Genomic DNA, 18004 nt, shown 5'->3' on the forward strand with positions numbered 1-18004 from the left:
ACATCGATGACCTCACCGGGTGAGGTGGCCGTCCCGTGAACTGGTTGCCGATCCTGCTGCTCGCGGCGCCGCTGGCCGGGGCCGCCGCGCTGCTCGCGCCGTCGCGGATGGACGCCGCCTCCCGGGGGAGGCTGCTCCGCGTCCACGGCCTGGCCGTCTCCGGGGTGACGTTCGTGCTGGCCGTGGTGCTCGCGGCCACCTTCGACTACGGCGACCCGGCCCGGGTGCAGTTCGAGACCGACCTGGCCTGGATCCCCGGCCTGGACCTCAGGTTCCACCTCGGGGTCGACGGGATCTCGATGCCGCTGGTCGTGCTGACCGCGCTGCTGACCTTCCTGTGCTTCGTCTACCTGTGCCGGGGCCGCGCCGACGGCCCCGGGCAGCTGCTGCGACCCAAGGCGGGCGGAAACAGGCCGCGTGCCCTGGTCTTCACGCTGCTCGTCCTCGAAGTCGGCATGATCGGCACGTTCCTCGCCCTCGACCTGCTGCTGTTCTTCGTGTTCTTCGAGGTCGTCCTCATCCCGATGTACTTCGTGATCGCCGTCTGGGGCGGTCGGGCCCGCCGGGCGGCGGCGGTCAAGTTCATCCTCTACACGCTGCTCGGCTCGGTCGTGCTGCTGCTCGGCCTCCTGCTCATCTGGGCCCAGACCGGCACCCTGGACATGGTCGCCCTCGCCCGGGCGCACGGCACCGGCATGTCTCATTCGGTGCAGGTCATCGCCTTCGTCGCGGTCGGGATCGGCCTGGCGGTCAAGACCCCGATGTGGCCGCTGCACACCTGGCTGCCCGATGCCCACACCGAGGCGCCCACCGTCGGCTCGGTGCTCCTGGCGGGTGTGCTGCTCAAGATGGGCACCTACGGCTTCGCCCGCATCGCGATCCCGGTCCTGCCTGACGGCGCCGCCGAGGTCGCCCCCTGGCTGGGCGCCCTGGCGGTGATCGGCATCATCTACGGCTCCCTCGCCTGCCTGGCCCAGCGCGACCTCAAGCGGATGATCGCCTACTCCTCGATCGGGCACATGGGCTTCGTGCTGCTCGGCTTCGCCACGCTGACCCCGGTCGGCGTCAACGCCGCCCTGTTCGGCAACATCGCCCACGGCCTGATCACGGGCCTGTTGTTCTTCGTCGCCGGGGCGATCAAGGAGCGGTACGGCACCGCCGACATGCCCGCGCTCGGCGGGGGCATGCTCTCCCGCCTGCCCCACCTCGGATCCCTGCTGACCTTCGCCTGCATCGCCTCGCTCGGACTGCCGGGACTGGCCGGTTTCTGGGGCGAGATGCTCGCCCTCCTCGGAGCCTTCGAACCGGCCCCGGGCCTGTCCCGCCCGCTCTTCCTGGCCTTCATGGCCGTCGGCGGCCTCGGCGCCGTGCTGACTGCCGCCTATTTCCTGGTGATGCTCTCCCGCGTCACCCACGGACGTCCCACCGAGACCGTCCACGCTCCCGTGCTCGCCGCGGCGGGAGGCTCCGCCGGACCCGATGCCCCGGCCCTCCCGGACGCCGGGGCCCATGCCGCAGGTGACGGCGACGGCGACGGCGACGGGAAGGACGCAACCGGAGGGAAGGGCGCAGGATCCGGAGGCGCCGCCAGAGGCGGCGGGCTCCGCGACGTCATGGGGCACGAACTGGCCGCCTGGGTGCCGCTGATCCTGCTGATCCTGCTGTTCGGCCTCTGGCCGAAGGCGCTCCTCCTCATCACCGATCCGGTGGTCCGGACCTTCATGGGGGCACCGTGATCCAGTCGATCGACTACTACGCGATCGCCGCACCGCTGATCCTCGCGCTGGTCGCCGGGCTCGTCCTGCTCCTGGACGCCTTCCTGCCGCGCAGGCCGTACGCGCGGCCCGCGCTGGGGCTGATCACGCTGGCCGGAGTGCTGGGGGCGCTGGGCGTGGTCGTCTCCCAGGCGCTGCGCGGCGGGGCCCCGCTGCGGACGTTCTGCGTCCCCGAAGGCCTGGCGGGTCCCGCGCGAGCCGGGCTGGGCGCCCTTCCCCCCGCGGGCGGACCCTCCGCGGCGGCCGGTGCCTCGTGCTCGTTCGTGGTGGACGGTTTCACCCTGGTCTTCGCGGGACTCGTGCTCCTGGCCGGAGCCGTCGTGGTGCTGCTGTCGATGGCGGAGCTCGCCGACGGGGACGTCCCCGTCGGCGAGTGGTACTTCCTGCTGCTCTGCGCCCTTGTCGGAGCGGTCTCCCTGCCCGCCGCGAGGGACATGGTCATGCTGGTGGTCGCGCTGGAGCTGGTCTCGCTGCCGGTCTTCGCGCTCACCGCGCTCAGACGTTACGACGGGCGGGCCTCCGAGGCCGCCGTCAAGCTCTTCCTGGTCTCGGTGGTCTCGACGGCGGTGATGCTCTTCGGCGTCTCCCTCCTCTACGGCATGACCGGGACCGTCTATCTCGACCGGCTGGCCCAGACCCTGCGGGAGACCCTTCACGAGTCCGTAACGGGGTCGGGGCGGCCCGAGGCGCTCTCCGGCGCCGGCGGGGTCGGCCAGGCCGACCGGAGCGATGCGGCCTACACCTCCCTCCTGGAGATCACCTACGACCTTCCGCCCGTGGTCACCGTGGCCGTGGTGCTGGTCATCGCCGGGTTCGCCTTCAAGGTCGCGGCGGTGCCGTTCCACGCCTGGGCGGCCGACGTCTACCAGGGGGCTCCGATCCCGGTGGCGGCGCTGCTCTCGGTGATCTCCAAGGCGGCGGGGTTCGCGGGGCTGATCCTCGTGCTGGTCGCCGCCCTGGGCGACCAGGCCGCCGTCTGGGCCCCGATCATCGCGATCATCGCCGCGCTGACCATGACCGCGGGCAACCTCCTGGCGCTCCGGCAGCGCAACGCCGTCCGCCTGCTCGCGTGGTCCTCCGTTGCCCAGTCCGGTTACATCCTCGCCCCGCTCGGCGTCCAGAGCCGCGAGGCGATGGGCGCCTCCATCGCCTACCTGGTCTTCTACGCGGCGATGAACCTCGGGGCTTTCACCGTGGTCATGCTGGTGTCACGGCGGGACGGCGGTGAGCTCGACGACTACCGGGGACTGGTGTTCCGGAGCCCGGCGGCCGGACTGGGACTGGCGTTCTTCCTGGTCTGCCTGGCCGGGCTGCCGCCGGGGCTGGCCGGGCTGTTCGCCAAGATCGTGGTGTTCAGGGAGATCGTCGACGGCGGAGGGGCCTGGCTGGCCGCGGTGATGGCGGTCAACACCGTCATCGGTCTCTACTACTACATCGCCTGGGCCGTACGGATCTTCGCTCCCGTTCGCGTACCGCTGGACGGCGGCGCGGGCCCGGCCGTCACAGGAGGAGGCGAGAGCGCCGGTGCGGTCTTCGGGACGGGCGGTACGCACCGGGGGGTGCTGCCCGTGGGCGTGGCGATCGCCCTGACGGGGCTCGTCGCGGTGGCGTTCTCGGTGGCTCCGCAATGGGCGCTCGACCTGGTGCCGGGAGCCTTCACCGGCTCCGGCTGACAGTCCCCCCGCGTCACCGCCGTCACAGGCCGGGGAACCCCCTCGCCGTCGCCGGGAACGTTCGGCCAGGCCGGAGACGTTGGACAGGTGAATCACCATCACCGAAAGGGGGATGTGGTGCGCCACAACGGCCTGCGTACCGCAGTCCTCCTCGGCGCGCTCTCCGCGGTGATCATCGCGGTGGGGGCGTGGCTGGGAGGCGGCACCGGCGTGCAACTCGCGGTCCTGGTCGCCCTGCTGGCCAACGGCGCCGCCTACTTCTTCTCCGACCGGATCGCCCTGTCCGCCATGCGGGCCCGGCCGGTCGGCGAGGTCGAGCAACCGGTCCTCTACCGGATCGTGCGCGAGCTCTCCACCGAGACCCGCCAGCCCATGCCCCGGCTCTACGTCTCGCCGACCATGCAGCCCAACGCCTTCGCGACCGGCCGCAACCCGCGCAACGCCGCGATCTGCGTGACCTACGGCATCACTCAGCTCCTCGACGAGCGCGAGCTGCGCGGGGTCATCGGGCACGAGCTCTCCCATGTCTACAACCGGGACATCCTGATCTCCTCGGTGGCCGGCGCCCTCTCCGCGATGATCACCTACCTCGGCTACGCCGGCCTGTTCTTCGGCGGAGGGGACGACGACGAGGGGCCCGGCTTCCTGGGCGCGCTGCTCATGATGGTGCTCGGCCCGGTCGCCGCCGGGATGATCCAGCTGGCCATCTCCCGGTCCCGCGAGTTCCAGGCGGACGAGTCGGGCGCCCGGCTGACCGGTGACCCGCTGGCTCTGGCCTCGGCGCTGCGGAAGATCGAGATGGGTGCGCGGCAGTTGCCGCTCCCCGAGAACGGGCGTCTCGCCTCCGCGTCCCACCTCATGATCGCCAACCCCTTCCGGGGGGCGGGAATCGGCCGGATGTTCTCCACCCACCCGCCCACCTCCGAGCGGGTCGCGAGGCTGGAGCGGATGGCCGGCTACCGCCGCTGAACCGTCGGCCTCACCGGCCCGGGGCCTCGTCCGGGATCTCATGCGGGGTGTCGCGCAGCCGGGTCATCGGTTCCCCTCCAGGGTCTCGATCCCGGCGAACAGGTGGGCCGGCTCGGGTGCGAGCACGCGCAGGCGTCCCAGCGCGTGGCAGGTCTGGTTCTTGACGGTGCCGAGCGAGCAGTTCAGCGGCTCGGCGGTCTCGCGTTCGCTGCGGTCCTCGTAGAAGCGCAGGACGATCACGGCACGCTGCCGGGGAGTCAGCCGGGTGAGGGCCTGACGGAGGACGATCCGGTCGACTGTGGAGTCGCCGTGGGAGTGGCCGTGCTCGGGCGGGCGGCGCCGGGCGGCTCTTTGCGGATCCGGCGCCGCCAGGAGACGTGCTGGTTGACCAGCGCCTTGCGGGTGCACGCCTCGGGATTGCCGTCCCGCAGGAGCTTGGGCCACTGCCCGGCGACCCTGATGAGAACGCTCTGCAGCAGGTCCTCGGCAAGGTGGACGTCTCCTGTGAGCAGGTACGCGGTCCGGATCAGCGACTGCTGGCGGGCGCGTACGAACTCACGGAAGCCGTCATAACGGTCCGACGCGGTCTCCTCCCGCCTGTTGACAACACGCGTGAGGGCCGCCGAGGTCGGAACCTCTCGGGAATACCGGTTCAGGAGTGGTGCACGACCGGGTCGGTCTCCTCCGGAGCGAGGCCGGGGATGCCGTCGATGCTCTCGCGGTTGTGCTTGGCCCGGTAGGCCCGCTTGGCCTGGGTGTCCTTGCGCTGGGCCCACTCGTCCAGCAGCGTGCGGTCCTCGTCGAAGGACATGAAGGGCACCGAGTAGCCGCAGGAGTCGGCGATGCGGTCGCAGTCGACGACGATGACCGACCGTACCCCGGGATGCGGGCCGAACCGCTTGATCAGCTCGGCGAACTCCGGGTCCTCGGGGACGACCACCCGGCCGGTGCCGTACAGGCGCACGATGTTCGGCGGGCCGGAGAAGGCGCAGAACATGACCGTGATGCGGCCGTTCTGGCGGAGGTGGGCGATGGTCTCGACGCCGCTGCCGTCGAGATCGAGGTAGGCGACCGTGGTGTCGTCGAGCACGCTGAAGGTGTCGGCGTATCCCTTGGGGGAGACGTTGACGTGACCGCCGTGTTCGGGGGCGGTGGCGACGAAGTAGACCGGCTGCGCTCCGATGAACTTGCGCAGCCGGTCGTTGATCCGGTCATGAATTTTCCCCATGAAGGGGAAGATATCCGGCTATCACTCGCCGGGCAGCCACCAGGTCCACGTGGCGCTCTTGACCCGGAAGGAGTCCAGCTTTCGGGTGGCGCCGGTCTCGGCGTTCACCGTCCGCTGCACGGCCGCGATGGTCTTCTCGTCTCCGCTCTCGCGGGAGGTCCAGAGCGTGAGCGTGCCGGCGGGGTCCCAGAAGAGGCGCTGTGCGGTCTCGTTCTTGGGGGTGCCGAGCGCGACGGCCTCGGAGACGGTGTCGGCGGCCAGGTCGTAGGTGCGCAGGCGGGGCTTGTTCGACCCGCCCGTGACGACCACGGCCACCGTGTTGCCGTCGTCGGCCAGCGCGATCGGGCTGTTGTTGGACACGATCTGCGGGACGACCTGGCTCGAGGTCTGCTTGCCCTCGGCGTCGAAGACCGCGAACTCGGTGGTGTTGTCGTCGGTGAACCGGCTGGTGAGCAGGTGCTCGCCGTCCGGGCTGAAGCTCTGCACGCTGTTGCTGGTCGGCAGCGTGACGACCTTGCCGGTCTTCAGGTTCGTGACGAGCGTGGGGAGCTTCTCCGCCGAGTCGTAGTAGTCGACCACGAGGATCGAGCCGTCCGGGGAGATCACCGTGTCGACGTCGACCATGCCCAGCCCCTTGGGGAGGGTGGCGGCCTTGCCGGGCAGCGGGCGGACCTCCCCGCTGTTCACGTCGCGGATGACGAGCTTGCCGTCCTTGAAGTAGTTGACGAAACGACCGTCACCGCTGACCGCGAACAGGGCGGTGCTCTCCTTGTCCACCTTGCCCTCGGCGTTCTTCGGGTGGACCTGGGCGTCGGTCAGCTTGATGGTCTTCCCGCTGCGCATGGTCAGCGTCCAGTCGCCGCAGGGGACGGTGTAGTCCTTCTTCGGGCAACTGCCGATCCATGCGTACCGGACGGCGTCGGCGGAGGCGGCTCCCGTATACGCCTGCGCCGGGGCGACGATCACGGTGGAGGCCGCTGCGGCGGCCAGGGCGAGTGCGGCGAGGCCGCGGGAGGGGTTGATGGGGGCCATCGGGGAATCCTTTCGTCACCTGGTAGATGCGGGATGGTGACGAAAGGTTGCGTCACGAATCGGCCACGAACGGCTCCCCCACGGCCATGCGCGAGACCGGATCGAGCACGGCGGGCCGCCCGCCGTCAGCGTCGAGCCACCGGCTCACCCGGCACGCGGATTCGGCGTGGGTCCGTTCGTCCGCACCGGCCGCGCAGCCGTTCCTCCAGCGTAACGGGAGGCGGTGTCTCCGCCGGGGAGGTCGGGCACGGCCGGCGGAGGTGTCCGGCGCCGGGTAGTGCGGACCACCGGAGGCCGCGACGGCGAGCCCCTCGCCGAACGACTGTCGTGCCCGGCCCGTCATCGCCGCCTACGAGCGCGGTCCTGTCCCCGCGGCGGGCAGAGGAACCGCCCCGCCGCGGTGACGACACGCGGCACCTCTCGGCGGCCGGGACAGCGGTGCGCGGCATCCACGGCGCAGGCGGACGCCTGCGCCGGCTGCGTGCCCCGGATGCGGCCCTCCGGCAGGGGCAGGGCGCTGGAATCCCAGGCCCGAGCCCTGATCACCCGTCCGGCTAGCGGTAGTTCGTGAACTGGAGGGCGATCTCCAGGTCCTTGCCCTTGAGCAGGGCGATGACCTCCTGGAGTTCGTCTCGCTTCTTGGAGCTCACCCGCAGTTCGTCGCCCTGGATCTGGGCCTTGACGCCCTTCGGGCCCTCGTCTCGGATGATCTTCGAGATCTTCTTGGCGTGCTCCTGGTCGATGCCCTCCTTGAGGGTGACCATGAGGCGGTACTCCTTGCCGGACAGCTTGGGCTCGCCCGCGTCAAGGATCTTGAGCGACAGGCCCCGCCTGATCAGCTTGTCCTTGAACACGTCGAGGACCGCGTTGGCTCGCTCCTCGCTGTTGGCCTTGATCTCGACGGCCTTCTGACCGCCGGACCAAGCGATGCTCGCGCCAGTGCCCTTGAAGTCGAACCGGTGCCCGACCTCCTTGACCGTCTGGTTCAGCGCGTTGTCGGCCTCCTGGTGGTCGATCTTGCTGACGATGTCGAAACTGCTGTCGGCCATGCGTCGACTGTCCTCTCTGACTCTCCCGAACGACCATAGCGCTTCGCCCATCGGCAGATGGCGAAGGTGATCGTCAACACCGGAACGCTTACGGCGCAAAAGGGGGTGTCCCGGATCGCCGTCGGCGCCCTCGCCCCGGGCAGGGCAGTGATCATGGTGAAGACCCGAATGCCCTGCTCACACCCTGGTACGGCGAGCTGCCGGGGGTGGTCGCCGCCGATGTCACATCACGTCCCGAAGTCCGCTATTCTTCTTCCTGTCGCCGCTTCGAGCGGATGATGCGGCAGGTTGCCCGAGTGGTCAAAGGGAGCGGTCTGTAAAACCGTCGGCTCAGCCTACGCAGGTTCAAGTCCTGCACCTGCCACCAGCAGCAGATAAGGCCCCTGACCAGCAGAGATGCAGGTCGGGGCCTTTTTCGTCGATCTCCCGCGAGCCCCCGTGGTTACCCCTGATTGATCGTCACCGCGGTCATCGAGCTTGGACATCATGACGACCCCAGCGATGAGCGTGATCCACCAGGCCCAGCCGTAGACACGATGCCTCATCGGAGGGCTTGCCTTTCGGCGCACTCTCCGGGGTTATGGGGTCTCACCAGCTGTGACGGCCGAGCTGAGGCAGGAGCGGATCGAAGGCGGCGGTGCGGGACTGTCCTGCCATCGACCGGCGGCCGGGTCGAAGAGGAAGTCGACGCGTCGGCGAAGTACGGGAAGCCCGTTCCTGGGGACGGTCGTCGGACGGAGGCCGCGGAGAAGCATCGTGATGTCTCCGATCGGCAACCGGTCGACCCTGCTGCCGGGTTCTACGGCTTCCAGCAGCAGCGATCCCGACTCGCTGTCCGAGTCGATCGACGAGACCCGTGAGAGTCGTCCGCCCATGCCCGGAGTGCGACCGCCTCGGTGAGGCCGATCTCCGGCTCGGGAGTGAGTTTGAGGAAGGCCGGGCTGCCGTCGGCCCGCCGGACCTGGGGGGTGCGCATCAATCGAGGGTCGGCTAGACCGTCTGCCGCACCGGAGCGGGGACACTTCCGAGTGCGGGACGCGCAGGCGCTTCCGGGTCGGTTCCCCCGGACGGGACACTGGCCGATGAGCGGCACTCTGCCGGGCCGCGAAGCGGATCGCCGCAACGGCCACAGCGAGGCTGCCGATGGTCGCGATGAGACCGCCGACGGCGACGATGCCTTCGATCACTTGCCCTCCGGAGAATCGGATCATTCGCGCTCGACAGAGGAACGTCCGCCGGACGGAATTCGCTCCCGGTGGACGGGAGTCTCATCAGGGCGCCGCGGGCGTGGCCGCGGCAGGCGGTCACCTGTCGAGCGCGGCCCACAGGGTGGCGAACTCCTCGGCGGTCAGGGAGTTCAGGCCGAAGTCGTCCGGATAGAGCGGCCCTTCGGCCAGGAAGCCGTGCTCGTCCTCCAGATGGCGCCATGAGTACTTCCGGGCGAGGCCGTCCGAGCCGAGTTCGGCATGGCGGACCGGCCAGTACTCGCCGCCGTCGTCGATGACGGTCTCGAACAGCCACACCCGGCCGTCGTCGTCCATGCCGTGCCAGTACAGGTGCGGCCGGTCGCTCTCGTCAAGCGCCCGGATCATGTACTTGCGCTGGTCCTGCAGCATCCTTCACCTCGTCGCCGAGAAGCCGTCGATCGACAAAACCATCCGGTCCATAGTCTGGCCTCGTCACGTCGCGGGCGGTCCGGGGAGCACGGGTGGAGGGGGCGGCAGCGTGCGGTCATTCGATTTCACATCGCGCGCGGGAGGAGTGTATGGTTACACCTGTCCGCGAGAGCGACAGCGACAACGGACAGGCCCCTATAGCTCAGTCGGCAGAGCGTCTCCATGGTAAGGAGAAGGTCAACGGTTCGATTCCGTTTGGGGGCTCCACAGCCTAGATGCCCTGACCGTTCGGTTGGGGCATTCGGCTTGGGTGGATGTCAAGGCCACCCGGAAATGCTCAAGGTTCCCGGCACACAGACGGGCATGGTGGGAGAAATCCCCCGACGACCGCCCTGACGTGCGCAAGTGCGCACTAGCACTGCGAGTCGGGTATCCTTGCGGGGCCGGTCGATTTCACCGGCTCCAAGGCGGAGTAGCTCAGTCAGGCAGAGCAAACGGCTCATAATCGTTGTGTCGCCGGTTCAAGTCCGGCCTCCGCTACTACCCTCCCGGGCCCCATCCACCAACAGGGGCTCTGGCGCGGGTTGTCCCAGTCCCGAACGTAGAAAGGCACTCCCAAGTGGCTGCCACAGACGTTAGGCCGAAGATCACGCTGGCCTGCCAGGAGTGCAAGCACCGCAACTACATCACGCGGAAGAACCGGCGTAACGACCCGGACCGGCTTGAGCTCAAGAAGTACTGCCCGAACTGCAAGACGCACCAGGCGCACCGCGAGACCCGCTAGGTCCTGAACGCGGAGACCGTCCGGCCTCCGCGCCGTCAGGAGACCCGCTGGGTCCCCGTGCCGCAGTCTCTGCGGAGCCTCCCGTCCCTCGGCGGGAGATGAAGCACTTCTCCAGCGCTCACACACGCACCCCAGACCGGCGTCCTCATGTATGAGGACGCCGGTTTGTCGTATCCGCACATCTTTCCGGCTCGGGCGTTGACCGCGATCGACACGCGGCCCCGGGGTGCGCCGGGCTACGGTTTTCTGGTGGCCGAGCGGGGGATCGACCTCCCGAATCTTGTTCTGTTAATCTCGCCGCACCAGCTCGGATTCCGTAAAGGAGCACGATGGCTCTGAACCGTGATTTCGTCGGGCGGGCGTCCGCGCCTTCCGCGCCCTACGAGGTCAGCCGCGTGAAGATCAAAGAGTTCGCGACGGCGATCGGCGACAACAACCCGATCTACCACGACAGGGAGGCCGCGCAGGCCGCCGGGCACCCGGACGTCATCGCCCCGCCGACCTTCCCCATCGTGTTCAGCCTGTCGGGCGGGGCGATCCTGGCCGACCCCGAGCTCGGTCTGAACTTCGCGATGGTGGTCCACGGCGAGCAGCGCTTCGAGTACCGCCGCCCGGTCCACGCCGGTGACGAGCTGGTCAGCGTCTCCACCGTGACCGACATCCGCAGCGTCGGCCGCAACGAGTTCATCACCGTGCGGAGCGACGTCACGACCGTCGAGGGCGAGCTCGTCTGCACGACCTACAACACCATCGTCGAGCGCGGAGGGGCAGGCTGACATGGCCGCGACTGTCAAGTACGACGAGGTCGAGACCGGCCAGGAGATCCCGGCCGCCGACTACCCGGTCCGCCGCGCCAACCTGGTGATGTACGCCGGCGCGTCGGGGGACTTCAACCCCATCCACTGGAACGAGCGTTTCGCCAAGACCGTCGGCCTGCCCGACGTCATCGCGCACGGCATGTTCACCATGGCCCAGGCGGGCCGCTTCGTCACCGACTGGGCCGGCGACCCCGGCGCGGTCGTCGACTACGGGGTGCGCTTCTCCTCCATGGTGGTCGTCCCCGACGACGACAACGGCGCCGTCATCACGGTGAGCGGCGTCGTGGAGGAGAAGCTCGAGGACAAGCGCGTGGTGGTCGCCCTGACCGCGAAGTGCGCCGACTCCCGGGTGCTCTCCAAGGCCCGCGCGGTGGTCCAGCTCTCCTGAGCGCGCCGCGGGCCGGGAGCCCCCGGCCCGCGGACCGGCGGCCCCGGACCGGGCCCGCGACCTGCGAGCCGAGCCGGAGAATCTTCTCCCGGCCCGTGGGTAGCGTCAGGAAATGAGCGAAACACCACGTCACGTGAGCCATCGAGCCGAAGTCCGGGCCGGAGAACGGGTCAACGATCGGCCGGATGAGGAAGCCGCCGAGGCGGCGCGGCCGGGTGGCTCCCCTGAGCGGATCGACCCGCCCGGCGCCAAGCTGCTCGCCGACGAGGAGGCGGCACCGGAACAGGTCCCCGAGGGCTCCGAGCTCGTCGGCAGGGAAGGCGACAACGAACTGGAGGGCGATCCCGAGCGGGCGGTCCACTCGCAACGGCTCTGGGACGGATCCACGGCGACGTCGCGCATCGATGAGGCCATGCCCCGGGGCCAGGACGAGGATCCCGCGGGAGCGCCCGGCTCCGGGGAGCGGCACGGCGCGGCGAGCTGAGACCCCGCCCTGCGCGCCCCGCTCCCACGAGGCCCGTCTTCCGCGAGGCTCCGTCTTCCGCGAGGTGCCGGTGCCGTCGCGCGCCGCATAGGGTGGGCGGCGGATTTCGGATCGACCCCCGGGGATGTGGCATGGCGGAGCGGGTGGCAGGCGTACGGCTGGCGCCGTACACGACGTTGGGACTGGGCGGGCCGGCAGGGGCGTTCGCGGAGGCGTCCTCGGCCGAGGAGATCGTCGAGCTGGTCGCCGCGGCCGACCGGGCGGGCGAGCCGGTGCTCGTGCTCGGCGGCGGCAGCAACCTGGTCGTCTCCGACGACGGGTTCGACGGGCTGGTCGTGCGGGTCGCCTCGCGGGGTGTCGAGATCGACGGTGACCTGGTCACCGTGCAGGCGGGGGAGGACTGGGACGCGCTGGTCACGCAGGCCGTGGCGGAGCGGCGCTCGGGCGTCGAGTGCCTGTCGGGCATCCCCGGCCTGGTCGGCTCCACCCCGATCCAGAACGTCGGGGCCTACGGGCAGGACGTCTCGCAGACGATCACCGGGGTGCGGGTGTACGACCGGGCGATCCGCCAGGTGTGCGACCTCAACGCCAGGGAGTGCGGGTTCGCCTACCGGCACAGTGCCTTCAAGCGGGCACCCGAGCGTCACGTCGTCCTCTCGGTCACCTACGAGCTGCCCCCGGACGGGCTCTCCGGTCCGGTCGCCTACAAGGAGCTGGCCGTACGGCTCGGCGTGGAGCTCGGCGCGCGGGTGCCGCTGGCCGAGGTCCGGCAGGCGGTCCTGGAGCTGCGCGCGGGCAAGGGCATGGTCCTCGACGCCGCCGACCCGGACACCAGGAGTGCGGGCTCCTTCTTCACCAACCCGGTCCTCACCGCCGCGCAGGCGGCCGAGCTGGAGCTGCGCGCCCCCGGCTTCCCCCGGTGGGACATGCCCGGCGGGGACGGCGTGAAGGTCCCGGCGGCCTGGCTGATCGAGAACGCCGGGTTCCCCAAGGGCTACCGGCGCGGCCCGGCCGCGATCTCCACCAAGCACACCCTCGCCATGACCAATCCCGAGCTCGCGGCGACCACCGAGGACCTCCTCGACCTGGCCCGCGAGGTCCGCGACGGGGTCCGCGAGAAGTTCGGCGTGACGCTGGTCAACGAGCCTGTGCTGGTCGGCACGCGGCTCTGACGTCCTCCCCGGCCTGAGAACGTCAGAGCCGTGTGTGGTCCGCCGGCCCCCGGCGGGCGGTCCCGGTCCCCCGGGAGCGCTGCGGCGCACGGGTCCCGGGCGATGGGCTGCCGCCCGGGAATGAGCATTCCGTCCCCGCTGTTAGGGTCAGGTGGAAACACCCGAAGGGGAGTAGTCCCAATCGCGTGATCGACATACTGGCGCCCTCGTGCGCCCGGTCGCGCGGGCCTCGCCGCCGGTGAAGACGACGATCTTCCCGGTGACAGGCGGACGAGACCTTCGGCCTGGCAGGCATACCGAAAATGCTGCCGGGCCGAAGCCGCGCCCGAACTCCCCGGGTGCCCCCCTTCCGGCCCGGTCGCGCGTCAGTGAAGGGCGACCCCGTTGGAAGCGTTCTGGCTCAGCCTTGTTGTGATCTTCGTCGCCGAGCTCGGTGACAAGAGCCAGCTCATGGCGATGACCTTCGCCACCCGGTTCAGGCCGTGGCCGGTCCTGGCCGGCATCACCCTGGCCACCGCGGTGGTCCACCTGGTCAGCGTCGGTCTCGGCGGTCTGGTGGGGGACTTCCTTCCCACCGCCGCCATCTCGATGGCCGCCGGTGTCGCGTTCCTCGGCTTCGCGCTCTGGACCCTGCGCGGGGACGAGCTGACCGACGAGGAGTCGCAGAAGGCGAAGCGCACCACCCGGTCGGCGATCGTCGCCGTGACGGTCGCCTTCTTCCTCGCCGAGCTCGGCGACAAGACCATGCTCGCCACCATCACCCTGGCCACCCAGCACGGCTGGTTCGGCACCTGGATCGGCTCGACGGTCGGCATGGTCGCCGCCGACGCGCTCGCCATCGCGGTCGGCCGCCTGCTGGGCAGGAACCTGCCCGAGCGGGTCATCCGGTACGGCGCCGCCGCCGCGTTCGCCGTCTTCGGCGTGATCCTGCTGCTGGAGCCTCTCGTCGCCTGATTCCGGCCGGGCGCCCCGGCCCCTCCGCCAGGCGGAAGAACGGCAGGAGCGGACGAGGCTGTGGACAGCCGGGGTTGAGTGACCGACCCGGACGAGGTCGGGCGGCCGAGCCCGTCAGGCGGCGGAAGCCGGGTGGCCGGCCGGGACGGGGCGGGCGGCCGAGCCTCGTGCCGCCGCCGCCCCCGCCAGGCGGCAGCCGAGGCAGCCGGCGTGGCCCGTCATGGGGTCCTTCACCCTCCAGCCCCACTGGTCGCGCGGCCGGACTCCGCTGGGCTTGCCCCAGCCCGCCAGATGCAGCGCCCAGGAGATCAGCCCGCCGAGAGCCATGACGCCCAGTCCGATCCAGACGCCGGGGGGCCATGCCGCGCACAGAGCGGCCCCGGCTCCCGCGAACCCGGCGAGGGCGATGCCGACGCCGGTCCATCCGGCGACGGTGTGGCCCATGTCGTAGTCGCCGTGCATGCCGCTCACGTTTCTCCTCGCAATGGTCGTGCGGCCTCGGTAGAGTGGATAAAGACTTATCTCGCTTACTAAATATCTTAGACTCTAAGGAGAATTCCGGTGGAGGGCAACCCCCGTCCGGCGGCCTCGGCCGAGCAGGTGGTGGCCGCCATGGACCGCCTCATCTCGCTGAGCCTCGTCGGACAGCACGACATCGCCCAGCGGCTCGGGCTGAACGTCACCGACCTCACCTGCTTCGGCCACATCCTGGAGGCCGGGGAGAAGCACCTCACCGCGGGGGACCTCGCCGAGCGGGCGAACCTCACCACCGGGGCCGTCACCGGGGTTCTCAACCGTCTGGAGCAGGCCGGGTACGCGCGCAGGCAGGCTGATCCGGCGGACCGCAGACGGGTGCGGATCGTCCCCGACGAAGGCTCCGCCGCCCGGGTCATAGCGGTGTACGGCCCCTTCTACCGGCGGCTCGCCGAACTGTCCGCCGGCTACTCGGCGGAGGAGATCGGCGCGCTGGCCGACTGGTTCACCCGGGCAGCCGACGCGATGCGGACCACCCTTGAGGAGATCCGGCGGGGCGAGACCTCCTGATCACCTCGTGACGGGTACGCGGGAGGGCGGCTCAGCCGATCAGCGCGAGGCGGTGGGCGGCCGCGGCGGCCTCGCCGCGCGTTGAGACGCCCAGCTTGCCCAGGATGTTCGAGACGTGCACGCTCACCGTCTTGGCGGAGATGAACAGCTCGGCGGCGATGTCGCGGTTCGAGCGGCCCTGCGCGACGAGCCGGAGCACCTCCTGCTCGCGCGGGGTGAGCAGCGGCGTGCCCGAGGGCTCCTCGGAGGAGGTCTGCGCGTCCGGTGCGAGCACGGCGCCGGTCCGCCGGGCGAGGGCCTCGATCTCGGCGGCCAGAGGCCGGGCCGACAGCGCGAGGGCGATGGGGTGGGCGGCGCGCAGCCGTACGGCGACGCCTTCGCGGTCGCCCGCCTCCGCGGCGGCGCGCCCCGCCTGGAGCAGCGCCCTCGCCTGCTCGAAGGGGCGGCCGAGCCGCTCCCAGGCAGAGGCCGCCGCGTCGTGGTCACCGCTCACGCCGAGCCGGTAGGCCTCGGCGACCGGGCCGTCCGCGGTCATCGCGGCCACGGTCTCCTCGATCCGGCCGCGCAGCGCCGCGGCCCGCCCGGGGGCGATCGCCGCGGCGGCGTCGCACACCAGGGCCAGCTGGGAGACCAGCCGCCAGCCCAGCATGGGCTTGCTCAGGACGCGCGCCTCCAGGGTGACCCGCTCGGCCACGTCCAGCGCGGCCAGCGGCTCGCCCTCCAGCAGGTGCAGCCTCATCGCGAGGCGGGCGTTGGCGACCGCCTCCTGGGTGAACTCCTCCTGCTCGGGGGAGAGGGCGAGCCCGGCGAGCACGGACCTGAGCGTCTCGACGTCGCCGCGCGCGGCGGCCACCTCCGCGCGCATCCGGTTCAGGTGGTGCCGGTCGCGTGTGGCGGGGTCCATGGCGAGCTCCCGCTCGGCCAGCGCGGTCACCTCGTCGAAACGGCCCAGCGCCTCCAGGGCCTCGGCCCTGTTGTTGGCGATGAAGACGCCCTGGACGCGGTAGCGGCCGTACTTCCTGGCCCGCCGCTCGCCTTCGAGGGCCAGCTCGATGGCCTCCGCGGAGCGGCCGACGTTGTTCAGCGAGTCCACGGTGTTGGCCAGCGCGCGCAGCACGATGCGGGCGGAGCGGAGGCGCTCGCCGATCTCCCGGGCGACCTCGTTTATGTCGACCGTGGTCTGCATCCGCCCGGCGATCGAGTGGCCCACCGCGAGGTTGAGCAGCAGGTCGGCCTCGAGGCACTCCTCGCCGTGGGCGCGGGCGATGGCCAGCGCCTCCTCGGTGAGCGCGGTCCCCTCGTCCACCTCGCTGAGGAACATCAGGTAGGAGCCGAGGCGTGCCAGCACCCGGGCGCGGGTCAAACTCGGCCCGGGCACCAGGCGCTCGGCGTAACGCAGGTCGTCGAGCGCCCCGGCCCGCCGCTTGGCCAGCTTGAGCTGCGAGAGCCGTACGACCAGATCGGCCACCCGTTCGGGTTCCGCCCGCTCGTCCAGTTCGCCCAGGGCCGCCTTGACGAACTTGACGCCGCGGTCGAACTCGCCGCAGGCGTGGGCGGCGTCCGCGGCCTGCTCCAGCACCGTGGTGTGGTCGGCGCCGATGCGCGCCTCGGCGTCGGGCACCTTGCTCCACAGGGTGAGCACCCGCTCCAGGAGCTGCACCTTCTCGTTGTAGGCGAAGGTCTTGGCGGCCTTCTGCGCGGCCTGCCAGGCCGAGACGAGAGCCCACAGGTCGTCGCGGGCGGCGTACCAGTGGTGGGCGATCTCGATGGCGGCCCGGCCGGGCGGGACCAGCGTGCGGTCCTTCTCGATCTCCTCGGCGAAGCGGGCGTGCATCCGCACGTGCTCGCCCGGCAGGAGCTCCTCGTGTACGGCCTCGCGGATCAGCGCGTGCCGGAAGACGTAGGCGCGGCCGTCGGCCACCTGGAGCACGTTGGTCGCGATGGCGGGCCGGAGGGCGTCCTCCAGGTCGGGGCCGGACAGGCCGCTGACCGCGGCGAGCAGGTCGTGGCCGACCCGGATGCCGCCCGCGGCGGCGACGCGCAGCACGCGCTGGGTCTCGTCGGGGAGCTGCTCGACGGAGCCGATGATCAGGTCGTGCAGGGACTCGGGGAAGACGCAGTCACCGCCGTCGCAGTCCAGCAGCGCCTCGACGAACAGGGGGATCCCCTCGCTGCGCTGGTAGACGTTGCCGACCTTGGTGAACTCCGGGGTGGTGCCGAGGATGCCGGCCATCTGCGCGGCCACCTCGTCGCGGGTGAGCCGGGGCAGCTCCAGCCGGAGGACCCCGTCCACCCGTCCGAGCTCGGCGAGCACGGGCCGGAGCGGGTGCTGCCGGTGCAGGTCGTCCGAACGGTAGGTGAGGATCATCAGGACCGGCACGGCACGCAGGTTGCGGCTGAGAAAGGCGATCAGGTCGCGGCTGGAGCGGTCGGCCCAGTGGATGTCCTCGATGATCAGGATGATCGGGCGGCGCTCGGCCAGGCGCTCCAGGAGGGTGAGGATCTGCTCGAAGAGGCGCGCGCGGGCGGTCTCGCTCTCCGCGTCGGCGCCGGGCTCGCCGAACTCGGGCAGCAGCCGGGCCAGGTCGCGGGCGGCGCCGTCGGGCAGGAGCGCGGCGACCTCCTCGGCGCCCTGCTCGCGGACGAGCTGGCGGATCGCCGCGGTGAACGGCGCGTAGGCCAGGCCCTCGGTGGAGAGCTCCACGCAGCCGCCGACCAGCACGTGCGCGCCGTCGACGGCGGCCCGCTCGGCGAAGCACGTGATCAGCCGGGTCTTGCCGACCCCGGCCTCGCCGCCGAGCAGCACGGCCGCCGCGGCGTTCTTGCGTGCCTGCTCGAAGGCCTCGCTCAGGCCCGCGAGCTCCGCCTCCCGCCCCACGAAGACGGGGCTCACCGCCCGACCCATCATGTCGTCCAGCATGTCATGCCTTATGTCTGCTTTTCTCCCTCTTATTCGACGCCGCCGAGGGGCGTCAGGGGGGTCGAGAGGCCCGGCCGGGCGGGAGGAGACGGCCGGGC

At 70.8% G+C, this 18004-nt stretch carries 17 protein-coding genes and 3 tRNA genes; 13 read left to right on the plus strand and 7 right to left on the minus strand.

From position 1 onward, the window contains the following. The first annotated feature begins 35 nt into the window (after positions 1–35). The 3 genes from HS041_RS06785 (at position 36) to htpX (ending at position 4417) form a co-directional block, all read left to right on the plus strand. Positions 36–1736: a complex I subunit 4 family protein gene (locus tag HS041_RS06785; protein ID WP_196439626.1), complete on the plus strand. Its 1701-nt coding sequence runs from the start codon at positions 36–38 to the stop codon at positions 1734–1736. Next, positions 1733–3448 carry an NADH-quinone oxidoreductase subunit N gene (locus HS041_RS06790; protein ID WP_196439627.1) on the plus strand — a complete coding sequence of 572 codons (1716 nt, stop codon included), beginning with the start codon at positions 1733–1735 and terminating at the stop codon, positions 3446–3448. The genes HS041_RS06785 and HS041_RS06790 overlap by 4 nt, the downstream gene beginning before the upstream one ends. Before the next feature lie 117 nt (positions 3449–3565). Beyond that, complete coding sequence (gene htpX / locus HS041_RS06795) at positions 3566–4417, plus strand: zinc metalloprotease HtpX (protein WP_196439628.1); 852 nt, start codon at positions 3566–3568, stop codon at positions 4415–4417. Positions 4418–4480: 63 nt separating this feature from the next. Here the strand turns inward: htpX and HS041_RS38120 are convergent, their stop codons facing one another. The 4 genes from HS041_RS38120 to HS041_RS06815 all read right to left on the minus strand — a co-directional run bounded on the left by HS041_RS38120 (position 4481) and on the right by HS041_RS06815 (position 7726). After that, complete coding sequence (locus HS041_RS38120; RefSeq protein ID WP_307845196.1) at positions 4481–4861, minus strand: sigma-70 family RNA polymerase sigma factor; 381 nt, start codon at positions 4859–4861, stop codon at positions 4481–4483. Between the two features lie 208 nt (positions 4862–5069). Further along, a complete protein-coding gene (locus HS041_RS06805; RefSeq protein WP_196439629.1) occupies positions 5070–5645 on the minus strand; it encodes a pyridoxamine 5'-phosphate oxidase family protein in 576 nt (191 codons plus the stop codon). A gap of 21 nt (positions 5646–5666) precedes the next feature. Continuing rightward, positions 5667–6677, minus strand: a complete 1011-nt coding sequence (locus HS041_RS06810) for a hypothetical protein (RefSeq protein ID WP_196439630.1) — start codon at positions 6675–6677, stop codon at positions 5667–5669. Between the two features lie 554 nt (positions 6678–7231). Then, entirely contained in the window at positions 7232–7726 is a 495-nt protein-coding gene (locus tag HS041_RS06815; RefSeq protein WP_196439631.1) for a YajQ family cyclic di-GMP-binding protein, read from the minus strand. Positions 7727–8008: 282 nt separating this feature from the next. Here HS041_RS06815 and HS041_RS06820 point away from each other — a divergent pair. Next, positions 8009–8093 (plus strand) — tRNA-Tyr (locus HS041_RS06820). A 937-nt stretch (positions 8094–9030) separates the two neighbouring features. Here the strand turns inward: HS041_RS06820 and HS041_RS06825 are convergent. After that, positions 9031–9342, minus strand: a complete 312-nt coding sequence (locus tag HS041_RS06825) for a hypothetical protein (protein ID WP_196439632.1) — start codon at positions 9340–9342, stop codon at positions 9031–9033. Between the two features lie 191 nt (positions 9343–9533). Between HS041_RS06825 and HS041_RS06830 the strand changes: the two genes are divergently transcribed. The 8 genes from HS041_RS06830 (at position 9534) to HS041_RS06865 (ending at position 13942) form a co-directional block, all read left to right on the plus strand. After that, a tRNA-Thr gene (locus HS041_RS06830) sits at positions 9534–9609 on the plus strand. A 199-nt stretch (positions 9610–9808) separates the two neighbouring features. Continuing rightward, positions 9809–9882 (plus strand) — tRNA-Met (locus tag HS041_RS06835). Between the two features lie 79 nt (positions 9883–9961). Further along, positions 9962–10126 carry a 50S ribosomal protein L33 gene (rpmG, locus tag HS041_RS06840; protein WP_030921771.1) on the plus strand — a complete coding sequence of 55 codons (165 nt, stop codon included), beginning with the start codon at positions 9962–9964 and terminating at the stop codon, positions 10124–10126. Between the two features lie 329 nt (positions 10127–10455). Beyond that, positions 10456–10902, plus strand: a complete 447-nt coding sequence (locus tag HS041_RS06845; RefSeq protein ID WP_196439633.1) for a MaoC family dehydratase N-terminal domain-containing protein — start codon at positions 10456–10458, stop codon at positions 10900–10902. A 1-nt stretch (position 10903) separates the two neighbouring features. Beyond that, positions 10904–11332 (plus strand): MaoC family dehydratase, encoded by a 429-nt coding sequence (locus tag HS041_RS06850; protein ID WP_196439634.1) that lies wholly within the window; start codon positions 10904–10906, stop codon positions 11330–11332. Positions 11333–11444: 112 nt separating this feature from the next. Continuing rightward, a complete protein-coding gene (locus HS041_RS06855) occupies positions 11445–11816 on the plus strand; it encodes a hypothetical protein (RefSeq protein ID WP_196439635.1) in 372 nt (123 codons plus the stop codon). Between the two features lie 131 nt (positions 11817–11947). After that, positions 11948–12988: a UDP-N-acetylmuramate dehydrogenase gene (locus tag HS041_RS06860; protein WP_196439636.1), complete on the plus strand. Its 1041-nt coding sequence runs from the start codon at positions 11948–11950 to the stop codon at positions 12986–12988. 384 nt (positions 12989–13372) lie between these two features. After that, complete coding sequence (locus tag HS041_RS06865) at positions 13373–13942, plus strand: TMEM165/GDT1 family protein (protein ID WP_196439637.1); 570 nt, start codon at positions 13373–13375, stop codon at positions 13940–13942. 114 nt (positions 13943–14056) lie between these two features. Here HS041_RS06865 and HS041_RS06870 read toward each other — a convergent pair whose 3' ends face one another. Continuing rightward, the gene (locus tag HS041_RS06870) at positions 14057–14404 is read right to left on the minus strand and encodes an HGxxPAAW family protein (protein WP_304609523.1); all 348 of its coding nucleotides are present in this window, start codon (positions 14402–14404) and stop codon (positions 14057–14059) included. A gap of 99 nt (positions 14405–14503) precedes the next feature. On the opposite strand from HS041_RS06870, the gene HS041_RS06875 reads away from it, so the two are divergent. Then, positions 14504–14986 (plus strand): MarR family winged helix-turn-helix transcriptional regulator, encoded by a 483-nt coding sequence (locus tag HS041_RS06875; protein ID WP_196439639.1) that lies wholly within the window; start codon positions 14504–14506, stop codon positions 14984–14986. 31 nt (positions 14987–15017) lie between these two features. Here the strand turns inward: HS041_RS06875 and HS041_RS39725 are convergent, their stop codons facing one another. After that, complete coding sequence (locus HS041_RS39725) at positions 15018–17906, minus strand: helix-turn-helix transcriptional regulator (RefSeq protein WP_196439640.1); 2889 nt, start codon at positions 17904–17906, stop codon at positions 15018–15020. Positions 17907–18004 lie beyond the last annotated feature (98 nt).

Origin of the sequence: Planomonospora sp. ID67723 (genome assembly GCF_015711605.1) — a bacterium.
Taxonomy (GTDB): Bacteria; Actinomycetota; Actinomycetes; order Streptosporangiales; family Streptosporangiaceae; genus Planomonospora_A.